Annotated in this window: 11 protein-coding genes; 8 read left to right on the forward strand and 3 right to left on the reverse strand. The window is 63.9% G+C overall.

The window, feature by feature from the left end; genetic code table 11:
- Positions 1 to 209 precede the first annotated feature (209 nt).
- From AYK65_RS14445 to AYK65_RS14480, 8 genes are all read left to right on the forward strand, one after another.
- Positions 210 to 2675: a glycogen/starch/alpha-glucan phosphorylase gene (locus AYK65_RS14445; protein ID WP_139793188.1), complete on the forward strand. Its 2466-nt coding sequence runs from the start codon at positions 210 to 212 to the stop codon at positions 2673 to 2675.
- On the forward strand, positions 2672 to 4882 hold the full coding sequence (gene glgB / locus AYK65_RS14450; protein ID WP_081158819.1) for a 1,4-alpha-glucan branching protein GlgB: 2211 nt from the start codon (positions 2672 to 2674) through the stop codon (positions 4880 to 4882). The genes AYK65_RS14445 and glgB overlap by 4 nt, the downstream gene beginning before the upstream one ends.
- A gap of 111 nt (positions 4883 to 4993) precedes the next feature.
- Positions 4994 to 6256: a glucose-1-phosphate adenylyltransferase gene (gene glgC, locus AYK65_RS14455; RefSeq protein ID WP_026616211.1), complete on the forward strand. Its 1263-nt coding sequence runs from the start codon at positions 4994 to 4996 to the stop codon at positions 6254 to 6256.
- A 6-nt stretch (positions 6257 to 6262) separates the two neighbouring features.
- On the forward strand, positions 6263 to 7705 hold the full coding sequence (glgA, locus tag AYK65_RS14460) for a glycogen synthase GlgA (RefSeq protein ID WP_081158820.1): 1443 nt from the start codon (positions 6263 to 6265) through the stop codon (positions 7703 to 7705).
- A 5-nt stretch (positions 7706 to 7710) separates the two neighbouring features.
- Positions 7711 to 9339, forward strand: coding sequence for an alpha-D-glucose phosphate-specific phosphoglucomutase (locus AYK65_RS14465; protein ID WP_046116517.1), 1629 nt, complete (start codon positions 7711 to 7713; stop codon positions 9337 to 9339).
- 277 nt (positions 9340 to 9616) lie between these two features.
- Positions 9617 to 11581, forward strand: coding sequence for a glycogen debranching protein GlgX (gene glgX, locus AYK65_RS14470; protein WP_081158821.1), 1965 nt, complete (start codon positions 9617 to 9619; stop codon positions 11579 to 11581).
- Positions 11582 to 11656: 75 nt separating this feature from the next.
- The gene (locus AYK65_RS14475) at positions 11657 to 12145 is read left to right on the forward strand and encodes a MaoC family dehydratase (protein ID WP_026616207.1); all 489 of its coding nucleotides are present in this window, start codon (positions 11657 to 11659) and stop codon (positions 12143 to 12145) included.
- Complete coding sequence (locus tag AYK65_RS14480; RefSeq protein WP_081158822.1) at positions 12138 to 13211, forward strand: DUF2332 domain-containing protein; 1074 nt, start codon at positions 12138 to 12140, stop codon at positions 13209 to 13211. The genes AYK65_RS14475 and AYK65_RS14480 overlap by 8 nt, the downstream gene beginning before the upstream one ends.
- Before the next feature lie 167 nt (positions 13212 to 13378).
- Here AYK65_RS14480 and soxG read toward each other — a convergent pair whose 3' ends face one another.
- Genes soxG through AYK65_RS14495 form a run of 3 tightly spaced genes read right to left on the reverse strand, consistent with a single transcriptional unit; the run spans position 13379 to position 17257 of the window.
- The gene (gene soxG / locus AYK65_RS14485; protein WP_046116520.1) at positions 13379 to 13933 is read right to left on the reverse strand and encodes a sarcosine oxidase subunit gamma family protein; all 555 of its coding nucleotides are present in this window, start codon (positions 13931 to 13933) and stop codon (positions 13379 to 13381) included.
- Entirely contained in the window at positions 13926 to 16919 is a 2994-nt protein-coding gene (locus AYK65_RS14490; RefSeq protein WP_081158824.1) for a sarcosine oxidase subunit alpha, read from the reverse strand. The genes soxG and AYK65_RS14490 overlap by 8 nt, the downstream gene beginning before the upstream one ends.
- Positions 16916 to 17257, reverse strand: coding sequence for a sarcosine oxidase subunit delta (locus AYK65_RS14495; RefSeq protein ID WP_026616203.1), 342 nt, complete (start codon positions 17255 to 17257; stop codon positions 16916 to 16918). Before AYK65_RS14495 ends, AYK65_RS14490 begins: the two co-directional genes overlap by 4 nt.
- Positions 17258 to 17269 lie beyond the last annotated feature (12 nt).

Raw genomic sequence — 17269 nt, forward strand, 5'->3', positions numbered from 1 at the left:
GATGCCGCCCAGGCTCGCCGGGCGGCATTTTTCTTTGTGCGGAGCCAGTCGAAAATCACCACGGCCCCGCCCGCCGACAAGCGCTTGCTATTTTAAACCTTTGAAAAACACCTGTTGCAAGCGCTTCGGATCGATGCATAAATTGCCTCGATCCAGGTCGGTTCCGGCCTGCAGCCTCCTGAAATGCAATAAGGGTTACGACAGTTCTCATGATGAATCGGCTCTCCACCACCGAACTGCCGCATCCCGCTCCCCGGTCGTCCGAACCCGGCCAGCTCGCGGTGGAGATCCTCGAGCGCCTCAAGTACCGCATCGGCAAGGACCCGAAAGTCGCCAAGCCGCATGACTGGCTGACTGCCGCGATCCTCGTCGCCCGCGACCGCATTACCGACAGGTGGATGGAATCCACACGCAAGACCTATGCGACCGGCGCCAAGCGCGTCTACTACATGTCGCTCGAATTCCTGATCGGCCGCATGATGCGCGACGCCATGACCAATCTCGGCCTGATGGACGAGATGCGCGACGCGCTCGCCTCGCTCGGAGTCGATATCGACGTGATCTCCGGGCTCGAGCCCGACGCGGCACTCGGCAATGGCGGCCTTGGCCGTCTCGCCGCCTGCTTCATGGAATCCATGGCCACCGTCGACGTGCCCGCCTATGGCTACGGCATCCGCTACATGCACGGCCTGTTCCGCCAGCAAATGGCCGACGGCTGGCAGGTCGAACTGCCGGAAACCTGGCTGGCGCACGGCAACCCCTGGGAGTTCGAACGGCGCGAAAGTTCCTACGAGATCGGCTTCGGCGGCAGCGTCGAAACCGTGAATCTCGATGAGGAAGTGCAGCGCTACGTCTGGAAGCCGGCCGAACGCGTCATCGCCACGGCTTTCGACACGCCGGCCGTCGGCTGGCGGGCGACCCGTGTCAACACGCTGCGCCTCTGGGCCGCGCAACCGATCGATCCGATCCTGCTCGATGCCTTCAATGCCGGCGACCATATCGGGGCGCTCCGCGAAAGCAACAAGGCGGAGAGCCTGACGCGCGTGCTCTATCCCGCCGATGCGACCCCCGCTGGCCAGGAACTGAGGCTCAGGCAGGAATATTTCTTCTCCTCGGCCTCCCTCCAGGACATCCTGCGCCGGCACCTGCAGCAATATCCCGACTTCACCTCTCTGCCGGACGCCGTCGCCATCCAGCTGAACGACACCCATCCGGCCGTCTCCGTGGCCGAACTCGTGCGTCTCCTGACCGACGTACACGGACTCGATTTCGAGCAGGCCTGGGAGATCACGCGGCGGACCTTCGCCTACACCAACCATACCTTGCTGCCGGAGGCGCTCGAAAGCTGGCCGGTGCCGCTCTTCGAACGGCTGCTGCCGCGCCACATGCAGATCGTCTATGCCATAAACGCCAAGATCCTGATCGAAGCGCGCAGGCAGAAGCATGCGACGGACGAGGAGATCCGCAGCATCTCGCTGATCGACGAGGCGGGCGAGCGGCGCGTGCGTATGGGCAATCTCGCCTTCGTCGGCTCCCATTCGATCAACGGCGTCTCGGCCCTGCACACGGAACTGATGAAGGAGACGGTCTTCGCCGACCTGCACCGGCTCTACCCGGACCGCATCAACAACAAGACCAACGGCATCACGCCGCGCCGTTGGCTGATGCAATGCAATCCAGGCCTGTTCGCGCTGATCCGCGAGGCAATCGGCGACGAATTCATGGACAATACCGAGGCGCTGCAGGCGCTCGACGCCTTCGCCGACAAGGCGGATTTCCAGGAGCATTTCGCCGCCGTCAAGCGCGCCAACAAGGTGAGGCTGGCGAAGCTGGTCCAGACGAGTCTCGGCATCCGCCTCGATCCCTCGGCAATGTTCGACATCCAGATCAAGCGCATTCACGAGTACAAGCGCCAGCTTCTGAACCTCATCGAGGCCGTAGCCCTCTACGACCAGATCCGCTCGCATCCCGAGCTCGACTGGGTGCCGCGCGTCAAGCTCTTCGCCGGCAAGGCAGCTCCGAGCTACCACAATGCCAAGCTGATCATCAAACTTGCCAACGATATCTCCCGTGTCATCAACAACGACCCGGCCGTTCGCGGCCTGCTCAAGATCGTCTTCATCCCCAATTACAACGTTTCGCTCGCGGAGGTGATGGTTCCGGCGGCAGATCTCTCCGAGCAGATCTCGACCGCAGGCATGGAGGCATCCGGCACCGGCAACATGAAGTTTGCCTTGAACGGTGCACTGACCATCGGCACCCTCGACGGCGCCAATGTCGAGATGCGCGACTGGATCGGCGAGGAAAACATCAAGATCTTCGGCATGACCGCCGAGGAGGTGGCCAGCGCACGGGCTGAAGGCCACAATCCGCGCGCCATCATCGAAGCCTCGCGCGAGCTGTCGCAGGCGCTCTCCGCGATCGCGTCCGGCGTCTTCTCGCCCGACGACCGCAGTCGCTTTTCGAGCCTTGTCGACGGGCTCTACAACCATGACTGGTTCATGGTCGCAGCGGACTTCGAGGCCTATGCGAAAGCGCAGCGCGAGATCGACCAGCTCTGGACCACGCCCTCGGATTGGTATTCGAAGGCGATCCGCAACACCGCCCGCATGAGCTGGTTCTCGTCCGATCGCACGATCCGGCAATATGCCGGAGAAATCTGGAGAGCCGGATGACGTCTGCTCCCGGCAAGGATCCAGCCCCCGCCCCGTCAGGCACGCTGCCAGCGCCGGAGATTGTCGCAATACTCTCCGGCACCCATAACGACCCCTTCTCCGTCCTCGGCGTGCATGCAGCGGGCGAGACCTATGTCGCCCGGTGCTTCATCCCCGGCGCAGAAGCGGTAGTGGCGGAAACCCTCTCCGGCAAGGAAATCGGCGCACTGGAGCGGCGCGACGACGCCGGCTTCTTCGAGGGACCGGTGTCGCTCCGGAAAGAGCAGCCCATCCGCTACCGCGCCCGCAACAGTGGCGGCGAGTGGATCATCGTCGATCCCTACAGCTTCGGCCCCGTGCTTGGGCCCATGGATGACTATTATATCCGTGAGGGATCGCACCTTCGTCTTTTCGAAAAGATGGGCGCTCATCAGATTTGGCATGACGGAGCGGAGGGCTTCCACTTCGCAGTCTGGGCGCCGAACGCGCGCCGCGTCTCCGTCGTCGGCAGCTTCAACGACTGGGACGGACGCCGGCACGTCATGCGCCTGCGCACTGATACGGGCATCTGGGAAATCTTCATCCCCGACGTGCCCGCCGGTGCCCCGTACAAATACGAAATCCTCGGGAAGGACGGTACGCTCCTTCCGCTGAAAGCCGATCCCTTCGCCAGGCGCTCCGAACTCCGCCCCAACACTGCGTCGGTGACGACCGGTGAAATCGCCCAGGTCTGGGAGGACGAGGCGCACCAGCAGCATTGGGAGGAGGTCGACCCACGCCGCCAGCCGATTTCCATCTACGAGGTCCATGCCGCCTCCTGGCAGCGCCGCGACAACGGCGAAATGCTCACCTGGGACGAACTCGCTGACCGGCTGATCCCCTATTGCGTCGATATGGGTTTCACCCACATCGAATTCCTGCCGATCTCCGAGTACCCCTACGATCCGTCCTGGGGCTACCAGACGACCGGCCTCTATTCGCCGACCGCCCGCTTCGGCGAGCCGGAAGGCTTTGCCCGCTTCGTCAACGGCTGCCATAAGGTCGGCATCGGCGTCATCCTCGACTGGGTCCCGGCGCATTTTCCGACCGACGAGCACGGGCTTCGCTGGTTCGACGGCACTGCGCTTTACGAACACGCCGACCCGCGCCAGGGTTTCCACCCCGACTGGAACACGGCGATCTACAATTTCGGGCGTGACGAGGTCGTCGCCTATCTCGTCAACAACGCTCTTTACTGGGCGGAAAAGTTCCATGTCGACGGCCTGCGCGTCGATGCGGTCGCCTCGATGCTTTACCTCGACTATTCGCGCCAGCATGGCGAATGGGTGCCGAACGAATATGGCGGCAACGAGAATCTCGACGCCGTCCGTTTCCTGCAGACGTTGAACACCCGCCTCTATGGCATCCACCAGGGCGTGATCACCCTTGCCGAGGAATCGACCTCCTGGCCGAAGGTCTCGCATCCCGTCCATGCGGGCGGGCTTGGCTTCGGCTTCAAGTGGAACATGGGCTTCATGCACGACACGCTGCAATATCTCGCGCGCGAGCCCGTGCACCGCAAGTTCCACCACAACGACATGACCTTCGGCCTGCTCTACGCCTTTAGCGAGAACTTCGTCTTGCCGCTGTCTCATGACGAGGTCGTGCACGGCAAGGGATCGCTTGTCGCCAAGATGGCCGGCGACGACTGGCAGAAGTTTGCCAATCTCCGGGCCTATTACGGCTTCATGTGGGGCTATCCCGGCAAGAAGCTCCTCTTCATGGGGCAGGAATTTGCGCAATGGCGCGAATGGGCAGAAGACCGCGCGCTCGACTGGAACCTGCTCGAATATCATCTGCACGAGGGCATGCGGCGCCTGGTGCGCGACTTGAACGGCACCTATCGGTCGAAGCCGGCGCTCCATGCGCGCGACTGCGAGGGCGATGGATTCGAGTGGATGATCGCCGACGATCGCGAAAACTCCGTCTTCGCCTGGCTGAGAAAGGCTCCCGGAGAAAAGCTGGTCGCCGTCGTCACCAACTTCACCCCGGTCTACCGGGAGCATTACGACGTGCCGCTTCCGGTCGCGGGGCGCTGGAAGGAAATCGTCAACACCGATGCGGAAATCTATGGAGGAAGTGGCAAGGGCAACGGCGGTGCCGTCTATGCCGAGAAGAGATCGAACGGAGAGACAATCGCCACCATCACGCTGCCGCCTTTGGCGACGCTGATGCTGGAGCAGGAGTAGCGCATTTTGTCCCGCCGGGATTGCCCGGCGGGCGGAGTAGAGAAATCATGTGGGCCGCGAGGCGTCGCAGAATGCCGCCAAGCAGTCCTCGAACTGACCTGGGGAGGACAAATGGTGGAAAAACGTACGCAACCTCTGGCTCGTGATGCCATGGCCTATGTTCTCGCCGGCGGCCGCGGCAGTCGTCTGAAGGAACTGACAGACCGGCGTGCCAAACCCGCGGTCTATTTCGGCGGCAAGGCCCGCATCATCGATTTCGCGCTTTCCAATGCGCTGAATTCCGGTATCCGCCGCATCGGGGTGGCGACGCAATACAAGGCCCATTCGCTGATACGCCACCTGCAGCGCGGCTGGAATTTCTTCCGCCCCGAGCGCAACGAGAGCTTCGATATCCTGCCGGCGAGCCAGCGCGTCTCGGAGACGCAATGGTATGAAGGCACCGCCGACGCGGTCTTCCAGAACATTGACATCATCGAGGATCACGGCGTCGAATACATGGTGATCCTCGCCGGCGACCACGTCTACAAGATGGACTACGAGCTGATGCTGCAGCAGCACGTGGATTCCGGCGCCGACGTCACCATCGGCTGCCTCGAAGTGCCGCGGATGGAGGCAACCGGCTTCGGCGTCATGCATGTCGACAATGAAGACCGGATCATCGCCTTCGTCGAAAAGCCGGCCGATCCGCCCGGCATTCCGGGAAACCCGGAGCTGGCGCTCGCCTCTATGGGCATCTACGTCTTCCATACCAAGTTCCTGATGGACATGTTGCGCCGGGACGCCGCCGATCCGAAGTCGAGCCGCGACTTCGGCAAGGACATCATCCCCTATATCGTCGAGCACGGCAAAGCGGTCGCCCACCGCTTCACTCACTCCTGCGTCCGTTCTGACTTCGAGCGCGAGGCCTATTGGCGCGACGTCGGCACGATCGACGCCTACTGGCAGGCCAATATCGACCTCACTCATATCACGCCGGAGCTCGACATCTACGACAGCACCTGGCCGATCTGGACTTTCTCCGAAATCAAACCGCCCGCTAAGTTCGTTCACGACGACGAAGACCGCCGCGGCTCGGCGACTTCCTCGCTCGTCTCCGGCGATTGCATCATCTCCGGTGCGGCGCTCAACAAAAGCCTGCTGTTCACCGGCGTCCGGGTCAATTCATACTCCCGACTCGAAAATGCCGTAGTTCTTCCCGACGTGACCATCGGGCGGCACTCGATTCTGCGCAATGTCGTCATCGACAGTCGGGTCGTGATCCCGGAAGGGCTGGTCGTCGGCGATGATCCGGAGCTTGATGCGAAACGCTTCCGCCGCACGGAAAACGGTGTCTGCCTGATCACGCAAACGATGATCGACAAGCTGGGAATGTAGGTCTGCATGAACATCCTGTCCGTTGCGTCAGAGGTCTTCCCGCTGGTCAAGACCGGGGGGCTCGCCGATGTCGTCGGCGCGCTTCCGGCGGCTCTTCTTCCCCACGGCATCCGCACGCGCACGCTGGTGCCCGGCTATCCCGCCGTGCTCCACAAGCTGAAAAAGAGGAAGGCGGTCGGCGGCATCGGCAATCTGTTCGGCCACCCCGCGACGGTGCTTGCGGCCGAACTTGACGGACTGGACCTCCTCGTTCTCGATCAGCCGGTCCTCTATGACCGCGACGGCGGCCCTTATCTCGATCCGACCGGCCGCGACTATCCGGACAATTTCCGCCGCTTCGCCGCCCTGTCGCTCGCGGCCGCAGAAATCGCCGGAGACGATGTCGTTGCCGGCTGGAAGCCGGACATCGTCCATGTTCACGACTGGCAGGCGGCGCTGACGCCGGTCTATATGCGCTTCGGCTCGGCGCGGAACATGCCGACCGTTCTGACCATTCACAACATCGCCTTCCAAGGTCAGTTCGGCGCGTCCATCTTCCCCGAACTCTCCCTGCCGCCCGAGGCCTTCTCCATGCAGTTCGTCGAATATTACGGCGATGTCGGGTTTCTGAAAGGCGGCCTGCAGACGGCCACGGCGATCACCACCGTCAGCCCTTCCTACGCCCATGAAATCCTGACACCGGAATTCGGCATGGGCATGGAAGGCCTTCTGGCAAGCCGGGCCGCAGACCTCACCGGGATCGTCAACGGTATCGACGTCGACACCTGGAATCCCGAGACGGACCCGCACATCGCACGGAACTACGGTCCCACCAAGATCAAGCAACGGGCGGCCAACCGCGAGGCATTGGAAGAGCGCTTCGGTCTCGACAAGAGCTCCGGCCCGATCTTCTGCGTCATCAGCCGGCTCACCTGGCAAAAAGGCATGGACCTCTTGGCGGAAGTGGCCGACGATGTCGTAGCGCGTGGTGGCAAGCTCGTCGTGCTCGGCTCCGGCGACAGGGCGCTTGAGGGGGCGCTGATGGCCGCTGCCTCGCGCCATCGCGGCCGCATCGGCATGGTAACGGGCTATGACGAGCCGTTGTCGCACCTGATGCAGGCGGGCGCCGACGCGATCCTCATTCCGTCGCGCTTCGAGCCCTGCGGGCTGACGCAGCTCTATGGTCTGCGTTATGGTTGCGTGCCGATCGTCGCCCGTACCGGCGGCCTGACCGACACGGTCATCGACGCCAACGAGGCGGCGCTATCGGCCAGAGTCGCGACCGGCTTCCAGTTCCACCCGGTCAACGCCGACGGCTTGCGTCTTGCGATCCGGCGCGCGATGCGTGCATACAGCGAGCCGAAAGTGTGGGCGCGCCTGCAGAACCAGGGCATGAAGTCCGACGTTTCCTGGGCCAAGAGTGCGGAACGCTATGCTTCGCTCTACTCCGGTCTTCTCGCGAAAGGCTAAGACAGATGATAAAAACCGTCTCCACCAATCCCTACAGCGACCAGAAACCCGGCACCTCGGGCCTGCGCAAGAAAGTCCCGGTCTTCCAGCAGAAGAACTATGCCGAGAACTTCATCCAGTCGATCTTCGATTCGCTCGAGGGTTACGAGAGCCAGACGCTGGTGATCGGCGGCGACGGCCGCTACTACAATCGTGAAGTCATCCAGAAGGCCGTCAAGATGGCGGCAGCGAACGGATTCGGCCGCGTGCTCGTCGGCCGCGGCGGCATCCTCTCGACGCCGGCCGCTTCCAATGTCATCCGCAAATACAAGGCCTTCGGCGGCATCGTGCTGTCGGCAAGCCATAATCCCGGCGGTCCTACCGAGGACTTCGGCATCAAGTACAATGTCGGCAATGGCGGTCCGGCACCGGAGAAGGTGACGGATGCGATCTTCGCCCGCAGCAGGGTGATCGACAGCTACAAGATCGCCGACGTGCCGGACGTCAATCTCGACGTCGAAGGCAACCAGCAGGTCGAGAACATGACGGTGACGATCATCGATCCGGTCGCCGACTATGCCGAATTGATGGAGAGCCTGTTCGATTTCGACGCGATCCGTAGGCTCATCGCCGGCGGCTTCCGCGTCGTCTTCGACGCGATGAGCGCCGTCACCGGCCCCTATGCCAAGGAAATTCTCGAGAAGCGGCTCGGCGCGCCGAAGGGCTCGGTCATGAACTTCATACCGCTACCGGACTTCGGCGGCCATCATCCGGACCCGAACCTCGTGCACGCCCGCGCGCTCTACGAGACGATGATGGCGCCGGACGCGCCGGATTTCGGTGCCGCCTCCGATGGCGACGGCGACCGGAACCTGATCATCGGCAAGGGCATCTTCGTCACCCCCTCCGACAGCCTCGCCATGCTCGCCGCCAATGCCCATCTGGCGCCGGGCTATGCCAAGGGGCTTGCCGGGATCGCACGCTCCATGCCGACGAGCGGCGCAGCCGACCGCGTCGCCGAGAAGCTCGGCATCGGCCTTTACGAAACGCCGACCGGCTGGAAGTTTTTCGGCAACCTGCTCGACGAGGGCCTCGCGACAATCTGCGGCGAGGAAAGCGCCGGCACCGGATCGAACCATGTGCGCGAGAAGGACGGGCTGTGGGCCGTTCTGCTCTGGCTCAACATTCTCGCAGCGCGCAAGGAGAGCGCGCTCGATATCGCGCGCAAGCACTGGTTGACTTACGGCCGAAACTACTATTCCCGCCATGACTACGAGGCGGTCGACACCGATGCCGCGAACGGCCTGATCGCGGCGCTTCGCGACAAGCTCGCGGCACTGCCCGGCAACAGCTTCGGCGCGCTCAAGGTCGAGACGGCCGACGATTTTTCGTACAACGATCCGGTCGACAAGTCGGTCAGCAAGAATCAGGGCATCCGCATCCTCTTCGAGGGCGGATCACGCGTCGTCTACCGTCTATCGGGCACGGGAACGTCGGGCGCGACGCTGCGCGTCTATATCGAGCGCTACGAGCCGGATCCGGCGCGCCACGATCTCGACACACAGGCAGCGCTCGCCGATCTGATCGCCGTTGCCGACGAGATCGCCGAGATCAAGAAACGCACCGGCCGCGACGGACCAAGCGTCATTACCTGACGGGTTGCACGGAGGCGGCCGCGGCTTGGCCCCTCTCTTCCGAAATCGAGCCCCCGGTTACCCCTCTGGCCTGCCGGACATCTCCCCCACAGGGGGGAGACGACCCCGCGGCTCTCCTCGTACCTCACGTGACCGTTCCACTTGCGGAAGCGACTCGGTCGGAGTGAGGCGCAAGCCACACATATTCTCCCTCCTTGTGGGGGAGATGGCCGGCAGGCGAGAGGGGGGTGAACGCCGGCATTGACTTCAGCTGCAATATAAACAGGGGCCTGCACTCATGCCGACGACCGGAATTCCACCTCTCGGCGTGACGCGGACGCCCGACGGAACGCGCTTTGCCGTCTGGTCGCACAATGCCGCGCGCATCGACCTTTGCCTCTTCGACAAGACGGGCACAAAGGAACTGCGCCGCCTGGCGATGCTGCGCGAGGGTGATGTCCATAGCGTCACCCTCGCCGACATAGCCGTCGGCACCCGCTACGGCCTGCGCGCCGACGGCATCTACTCGCCCGAACATGGCCTATGGTTCGATCCCTCGAAGCTGCTGGTCGACCCTTATGCGACGGAGCTCGACCGCCCCTTTCGTCACGACTCTCGGCTGACGGTCTTCGGCGAGGAGACCGCCGATCTGGTGCCGAAGGCGATCGTCACCGAGGCGAAAACGGTGAAGACGAAGCCGCCGCTTTTTGAGCCCGGCGGGCTGATCTATGAGGTGGCCGTCAAGCCGTTCACGATTCTCCACCCGGACATTCCGAAAAGGAAACGCGGCACGCTGGCGGCTCTCGCCGATCCGGTCGTCCTCGATCACCTCAAGCGTCTCGGCGTCTCGGCGGTTGAACTCATGCCGATCGTCGCCTGGATCGACGAGCGGCACCTGCCGCCGCTCGGCCTTCACAACGGCTGGGGCTACAATCCGATTGCGCCGATGGCGCTCGATCCGCGGCTGGTACCCGGCGGCCTCAAGGAACTTCGCAAGACCGTGGATGCGCTGCATAAGGCGGGTATCGGCGTCATCCTGGACCTGGTCTTCAACCATTCCGGCGAAAGCGACCGGCTCGGCACGACGCTTTCGATGCGCGGCCTCAACAACCTCACCTATTATCGCCACGCGACCGACCAGCCCGGCGAGCTCATCAACGACACCGGCTGCGGCAACACGATCGCCTGCGACCATCCGGTCGTTCAGCGCCTGATCCTCGACAGCCTGCGCCATTTCGTGCTTACCGCGGGTGTCGACGGCTTCCGCTTCGACCTCGCCTCGATCCTCGGCCGCGACATGAGCGGCTTCCATCGCGATGCCGCCCTTTTCGCGGCCATTGCCGCCGATCCGGTGCTCAGCGACCGTGTCCTCATCGCCGAACCCTGGGACACGGGCCCCGGCGGCTATCAGCTCGGCAATTTCCCGGAGCCTTTTCTCGAATGGAACGACCGGGCCCGCGATGATATCCGCCGCTACTGGCGCGGCGACCGGCATGCGATGGGCGCGCTCGCGACCGCGCTTGCCGGCTCCTCCGACACCTTTTCCCGCTGGGGGGAAACCGCGACCCGCAGCGTCAATTTCGTCGCCGCCCATGACGGATTCACACTGACGGATCTCGTCTCCTATGCCCGCAAGCACAACGAGGCGAACGGCGAAGGCAATCGCGACGGACACGATGAGAACTACTCGTGGAACAACGGCGCCGAAGGCCCAATCGACGATCCAGAAATCGCCGCGGCCCGGCAGCACGATGCCATGGCTCTCCTCGGCACCCTTTTTGCCTCGCGCGGCACGATCATGCTGACGGCCGGCGATGAAGGCGGGCGCAGCCAGCGCGGCAACAACAATGCCTATGCGCAGGACAACGCCGTCACTTGGCTCGATTGGAGCAAACTCGACGACAAGCTGATAGATCACACCGCGCGGCTTTCTGCCATGCGCCGGCGTTTCGGCGTCTTTGCCGACACTCGTTTCTTCACCGGCATGGGCGACGTTGCCTGGCTGCGCCTCGACGGTCATCCGATGACGGTCGAGGACTGGGAACACCCCGCGACCGACAACCTCGTCATGGTGCTGGCGACCGAAGACCGCAAGCAGAAGCGACCGACGCGGCTCGCCGTCGTCCTCAATCGCAGCCACGCACCGCATCCCTTCCGGTTGCCGGCGAGTCTCGACGGCGAATGGTGCGACGCACTATCGGACGCGGCACCTCCGGTCTTTGCTCCCGCCCGTTCGGTCACTTTCTTTGTCGAGGTTTTCTAAAGTCTTACAACCGCTTGCTAGGCCCCGCCCTACCGGCCTATAGATCGATCGGGAGGCCTTCTTCAGGACAATCAAATGCCGCACGAAATTTCGCTTTCCGATATCAAGGAGCTGATCGGCAAGGAGCTTGGTGTCTCCGACTGGATCACCGTGACGCAAAAGACTATCGACAGCTTTGCCGAGGCGACCGGCGATTTTCAGTTCATCCACACCGACCCGGTGCGCGCCGCGGCGGAGACGCCCTTCGGCGGGACCATTGCGCACGGCTTCCTGTCGCTCTCGCTGCTCTCGGCAATGAACTATAATTGCCTGCCGAAGATCCGCGAGCAGACGATGGGCATCAATTACGGCTTCGACAAGGTGCGCTTCATGGCGCCGGTAAAGAGCGGCGCACGCGTGCGCGGCCGCTTCACCATGGCCGATGCCCGCTTCCGCGGCGCCGGCATGCTGATGATCACCTATGACGTCACGGTGGAGATCGAGGGAGAAAGAAAGCCCGCGCTGACGGCGACCTGGCAGACGATCATCCAGTTCGATCCCAAGGATCGGCCGGCGGATGCCTGAGGAGGCGGCCATCGAGGCGCGCGTTCGCGACGCCTTCCGCGACCAGGCGAAAGCCTGCAACGATTTGGGCTCGCCTTTCACAGCCCGGCTCTGCCGTCTCGTCGCTGACCGCCTACTTGCAAGCTCGCCCGTCGGCAACCGGATTCTCCGCTGGCCCGGCAACCCGACGTCGAGTGGCGATTCCGTCGCGCTGCGCCTCGCCGGCGCGCTGCACGCGCTTGTGCTCTCCGGTCGCGACGACGGTCTCAAAGCAAGCTATCCGCCGAATCGCGTCGACGACGAAATCCTCTGGCAGGCGGTCGGGCGGGCACTCCGGCAGGAAGCCGACCTCATCCTCGATCGTCTCGCCTCCGCGCCGCAGACCAACGAGGTGCGGCGCTCTGGCGCCCTGCTTCCGGGTTTCCTCACGGTTGCACAGCTCTTCGGAAAACCGCTGGTTCTCTCCGAGGTCGGCGCCAGCGCCGGCCTGAACCTGCACTGGGACCGCTACCACTACGTTCTTGGCAATGATCATTGGGGCGACGAAACCGCCGCGGTGCTTATCGCTCCGGACTGGTCTGGGGAAACCCCTCCCCTTCAACCTATCGAAATCGTCGAGCGCGCCGGCTGCGACCTCCATCCGCTCGACCCGGCGAGCGACGACGATCGACTACGGCTTCTCTCCTACATCTGGGCAGACCAGTTCGACCGACTTGATCGAACCAGGAAAGCACTCGATATCGCGGCAGGTCAAGGGGACCTGGTCGAGCGCGCCGACGCGATCGACTGGCTGAAGAAGCGGTTGATACGCGTTTTTTTCGGCGCCACCCACGTCGTCTATCACTCGGTCGCCTGGCAATACCTGCCGGAGTCGGCAAAGGGAGAAGGCGAGGCTCTGATTGCCGCCGCTGGCGCGGCTGCGACGGAAGAGGCACCGCTCGCTCGACTGCAGATGGAAACCGACGGGCAGGCGCCTGGTGCGGCACTGTCGCTGCAAATATGGCCGGGCGGCGAAAGGCAAGTGATCGGCCGCGCAGACTTCCATGGCCGGTGGATCGCGTGGGAAGGGTGGCGGATAAACGCCTGAACCTTGAAGAACGGCCAACGATAGGGACCGGAGAGCGGGATGAGCGTGTGCGGTTTTCCGCCCACCCCGCTGCAACTTATGGTCACGTCATGATTTCTGGTCGATCGACAGAAATTGAAGGACGAGCAGATCACTCCGCCGCTTCCGATTGAAGTGAGCGCTTTCTCTCAATGCCCCGCGTCTTCGGCGCCTTCGGACAACAGGCCGAAGACGAAGGGCGAGAACGACCGCCAGCATTCGACGCGGAACGTATCCTCTGCGGTGCGGAGGAGGACGATTTCCGCCTTACCGAAGATTGTGCGCGAGCATGCGCCGACCGGGAAGAGAGCAAGCGACAGATCCTGTGGGCAGCCGCTGTTGATCGCCACTTCCGCGCCCGGTCCGCTGACGATGACAGCGGTGTTGCGATGAGAGACGTCGACGGCCGAGTGCACGGTCCCGCTCGATGCGGCCGCGGCCATCAGGTCGGCGCCGTCCTCGTCGATCACCAGCCACTCGCCGGGACCGAGCCAAAGCGCATGGCGCCGGCCGCTCGAAGCGGACGTCTTCGGCCGCACGGGCAGGGTAACGCCGAGCGCGGCCGACAGACCGGCAACTGCGTCGGCCGCGGCGCGCACCGAGATCCGCGAGGCCGGTTCCGCGGGCGTGAGGATCGCCGCGGGCGAGCCGCCGCGGCGGCCGGCGAGCGGAGCTTTGCGGGATGCGATTGCCTGGTCAGCCATGGAGGCGACCTCCTTCCTTGTCAAAGAATACCATGTCGCTCACCTCGACGGCGATCGTCCGGTCGGCCATCGGCACGTAGAGCGTCTCACCGAGGCGCGCCCGTCCGCCAGCGACGACGGCCAGCGCGATCGATCGACCACAATTTGGCGACCAGTAGGACGAGGTCACGTGGCCTAGCATGGTCATTGGCTTCGGTTCGTTCGGATCGGCGACGATCTGCGCGCCTTCTTCCAGTACAACCTTCGGATCCTTGGTGAGGAGCCCGACAAGCTGCTTGCGGCCGTCCTTAACGAGATCGGGCCGCCGCATGCCGCGAATGCCGACGAAGTCCGGCTTCTTCTTCGAGACCGCCCAGTTGAGCCCGGCATCGTCCGGGGTCACGGTACCGTCCGTGTCCTGGCCGACGATGATGTAGCCCTTTTCGGCGCGCAGCACGTGCATGGTCTCGGTGCCGTAGGCGCAGGCGCCCATCGGCTCGGCTCGCGCCCAGATCGCCTCCCATACCGCCTGGCCGTAGTCCGCCGGGACGTTGACCTCGAAGCCGAGCTCACCGGTGAAGGACATGCGGAAGAGCCGGGTCGGCACGCCGCAGATCCGCCCTTCGGCGACGCTCATATGCGGGAAGGCCTCGTTGGAGAGATCGATGCCCTCGACGAGCGGCGCGATGATCTCGCGCGCCTTCGGCCCCTGCACCGCGATGACCGCCCATTGCTCGGTCGTCGAGGTGAGCCAGACGTTCAGATGCGGGAACTCCGTCTGGAGATAGTCTTCCATGTGGTGCAGGACGCGCGGCGCACCGCCCGTCGTGGTCGTGACATGGAAGCGGTCCTCCGCAAGACGGCCGACAACGCCGTCATCGTAGATGAAGCCGTCATCGCGCAGCATGATGCCGTAGCGGCAGCGGCCGGGCTTCAGATTGTCCCAGGCATTGGTGTACATGAGGTTCAGGAACTTCGCCGCATCCGGGCCTACCACCTCGATCTTGCCGAGCGTCGATGCGTCGAAGACGCCTGCCACCTCGCGAACGGTCCTGCACTCGCGCGCGACCGCCTCATGCATGTTCTCGCCTGCCTTCGGATAGAACCAGGCGCGCTTCCAGTTGCCGACGTCCTCGAACTCGGCGCCGTGCGCCTCCTCCCAGGCATGGATCGGCGTTTTGCGCGCCGGATCGAAGAGGCTGCCGCGCGAGTGGCTGACGATCGCGCCGAAGGTCACCGGCGTATAGGGCTGGCGGAAGGTCGTGAGACCCACTGCCGGGATTTCCTTGCCGAGCGCTTCCGCCGCGATCGCGAGACCATGCATGTTGGAAAGCTTGCCCTGGTCGGAGGCCATGCCGTTGGTGGTGAAGCGCTTGATGTGCTCGATCGAGTGCATCCCCTCGCGCACGGCAAGGCGGATGTCCTTGGCGCAGACGTCGTGCTGGAAATCGATGAAGGCCTTCACGGTCGTGTCCGCCCCCGCGCCTTCGGCCGCTCCATGCATGCCGCCCGTCCAATCGAAAGCGTTCCGGCCGGTGAGAGCGACCTGTGCACCGCCTTCGGCGCCGGCGGCACGAGCCGCCAGTTCGCCGGCGGCAAGCGCCTCATCGATCGTCGCCTGCAGATCGTCGGTGCCATTGCAGGCGCCGACGGAGAGGCACTCCTGGGCGTAGGTGCCGGGAAGGAAGCGCTCGGTCGCGGCGTCGAACTTCACCTTGCCGCGCGATTGAGAGAAGAGGTGCACCGATGGCGTCCAGCCCGCCGAGACGAGCAGCGCATCGACGGCGATCTTGCGCGTCGTGCCGCCGCCGTTGCGCGCGACATTGATCGAGGTGATCCGGAGCTTGCCGGTGGTGTTGACGACCGAGTGAGCGGCCAGCACCTCGATACCTAGCTCACGCGCTTGCGCCAGCACCGCATCTCCCGGCCTCTCGCGGCAATCGACGATCGCTGCCACGGCGACGCCAGCCCTCTTGAGGTCAAAGGCCGCCTCGTAGGCCGAATCATGCGCCGCATAGACGCCGACCTTCTTGCCGACTGCGACGCCGAAGTGATTGAGATAGGTGCGAGCCGCCGAGGCCAGCATGATGCCCGGGCGATCATTGTTGGCGAACACCATATGGCGCTCGATGGCGCCATTGGCGAGGATGACCTTCTTCGCCCGCACCTGCCAAACCCGCTCTCGCGGAAGCGTCTTGTCGACGGCGGCGAGATGATCCGTCACGCGCTCCACCAGGCCGACGAAATTGTGATTGTAGTAGCCAAATGCCGTCGTGCGGGTGAGCAGCGTCACATTGCCCATGGCGGCAAGCGCCCGGCCGGTCGCCTGCGCCCAGTCGTAACCGGGCTTGCCGTCGATGACGGTGCCGCTGTCGTAATGCAGCGCCCCGCCGACCTCCGGCTGTTCGTCGCACAGGATCACCTTCGCGCCGGCCTTCGCCGCCGCAAGCGCGGCCGCGAGACCGGCGACGCCGGCGCCGATCACCAGCACGTCGCAATGGACGTAACGGCTCGCATAATGATCCGGATCGGGCTCCGTCGGCGCAACGCCAAGGCCGGCGGCGCGGCGGATGAAGGGTTCGTAGAGCTTGTGCCACGCGGCTTTCGGCCACATGAAGGTCTTGTAGTAGAAACCGGCCGCGAAGAAAGGTGACAGGAGATCGTTGAACCCACCGACATCGAAGGCGAGCGAGGGCCAGCGGTTCTGCGACGACACCTTCATGCCGTCGAAGACCTCCTGGACGGTGGCCCGCACGTTCGGCTGCCGGCGGGCCGCATCGCGCGAGACGTCGAGCAACGCATTCGGCTCCTCGGCGCCGGCGGACAGAATGCCGCGCGGACGGTGATACTTGAACGAACGGCCAACGAGATGGATGTCATTGGCAATCAGCGCTGACGCGACCGTATCGCCCTCGAGCGCCGTGAGCGTCCGGCCGTCAAAGGTGAAGCGCGCGGTGCGCGCGGGCGTCAGGCGCCCGGCACCCGAAATACGATTGACCCCAGTCATTGCGCTGCTCCTTCCAGGGCCTCGTAGGTTTCGACCGTCTCAGGCGTCTTCGGCTCGACGTCGAGATCGGGCTTCGGCTCGCCGGCCTTGTAGGTGGTAATGAACCGGTCGCTGACGGTGTCGCGCGCCGCGTTGAAGAAGCGGCCGCAGCCATGGATATGCCGCCATCTTTCGTAAATCACACCCTTCGGATTGTCGCGCAGGAAGAAATAGGCCTCGAATTCTTCGTCGCTGATCTCGGCGATATTGGTCGGACGGGCGATGTGAGCATCGCCGCCGTTGCGGAACTCGAGCTCGGAGCGCTCTTCCTCGCAGTAGGGGCAGTAAATCAGAAGCATCTGGAAAGTCCT

It is taken from the genome of Ensifer aridi, assembly GCF_002078505.1.
GTDB lineage: Bacteria > Pseudomonadota > Alphaproteobacteria > Rhizobiales > Rhizobiaceae > Sinorhizobium > Sinorhizobium aridi.

Bases quoted from the DNA above. Each gene is read 5' to 3' on its own strand.
- AYK65_RS14445 (WP_139793188.1), top strand. From the start codon at position 210: ATGATGAATCGGCTCTCCACCACCGAACTGCCGCATCCCGCTCCCCGG.
- glgB (WP_081158819.1), top strand. From the start codon at position 2,672: ATGACGTCTGCTCCCGGCAAGGATCCAGCCCCCGCCCCGTCAGGCACG.
- glgC (WP_026616211.1), top strand. From the start codon at position 4,994: ATGGTGGAAAAACGTACGCAACCTCTGGCTCGTGATGCCATGGCCTAT.
- glgA (WP_081158820.1), top strand. From the start codon at position 6,263: ATGAACATCCTGTCCGTTGCGTCAGAGGTCTTCCCGCTGGTCAAGACC.
- AYK65_RS14465 (WP_046116517.1), top strand. From the start codon at position 7,711: ATGATAAAAACCGTCTCCACCAATCCCTACAGCGACCAGAAACCCGGC.
- glgX (WP_081158821.1), top strand. From the start codon at position 9,617: ATGCCGACGACCGGAATTCCACCTCTCGGCGTGACGCGGACGCCCGAC.
- AYK65_RS14475 (WP_026616207.1), top strand. From the start codon at position 11,657: ATGCCGCACGAAATTTCGCTTTCCGATATCAAGGAGCTGATCGGCAAG.
- AYK65_RS14480 (WP_081158822.1), top strand. From the start codon at position 12,138: ATGCCTGAGGAGGCGGCCATCGAGGCGCGCGTTCGCGACGCCTTCCGC.
- soxG (WP_046116520.1), bottom strand. From the start codon at position 13,933: ATGGCTGACCAGGCAATCGCATCCCGCAAAGCTCCGCTCGCCGGCCGC.
- AYK65_RS14490 (WP_081158824.1), bottom strand. From the start codon at position 16,919: ATGACTGGGGTCAATCGTATTTCGGGTGCCGGGCGCCTGACGCCCGCG.
- AYK65_RS14495 (WP_026616203.1), bottom strand. From the start codon at position 17,257: ATGCTTCTGATTTACTGCCCCTACTGCGAGGAAGAGCGCTCCGAGCTC.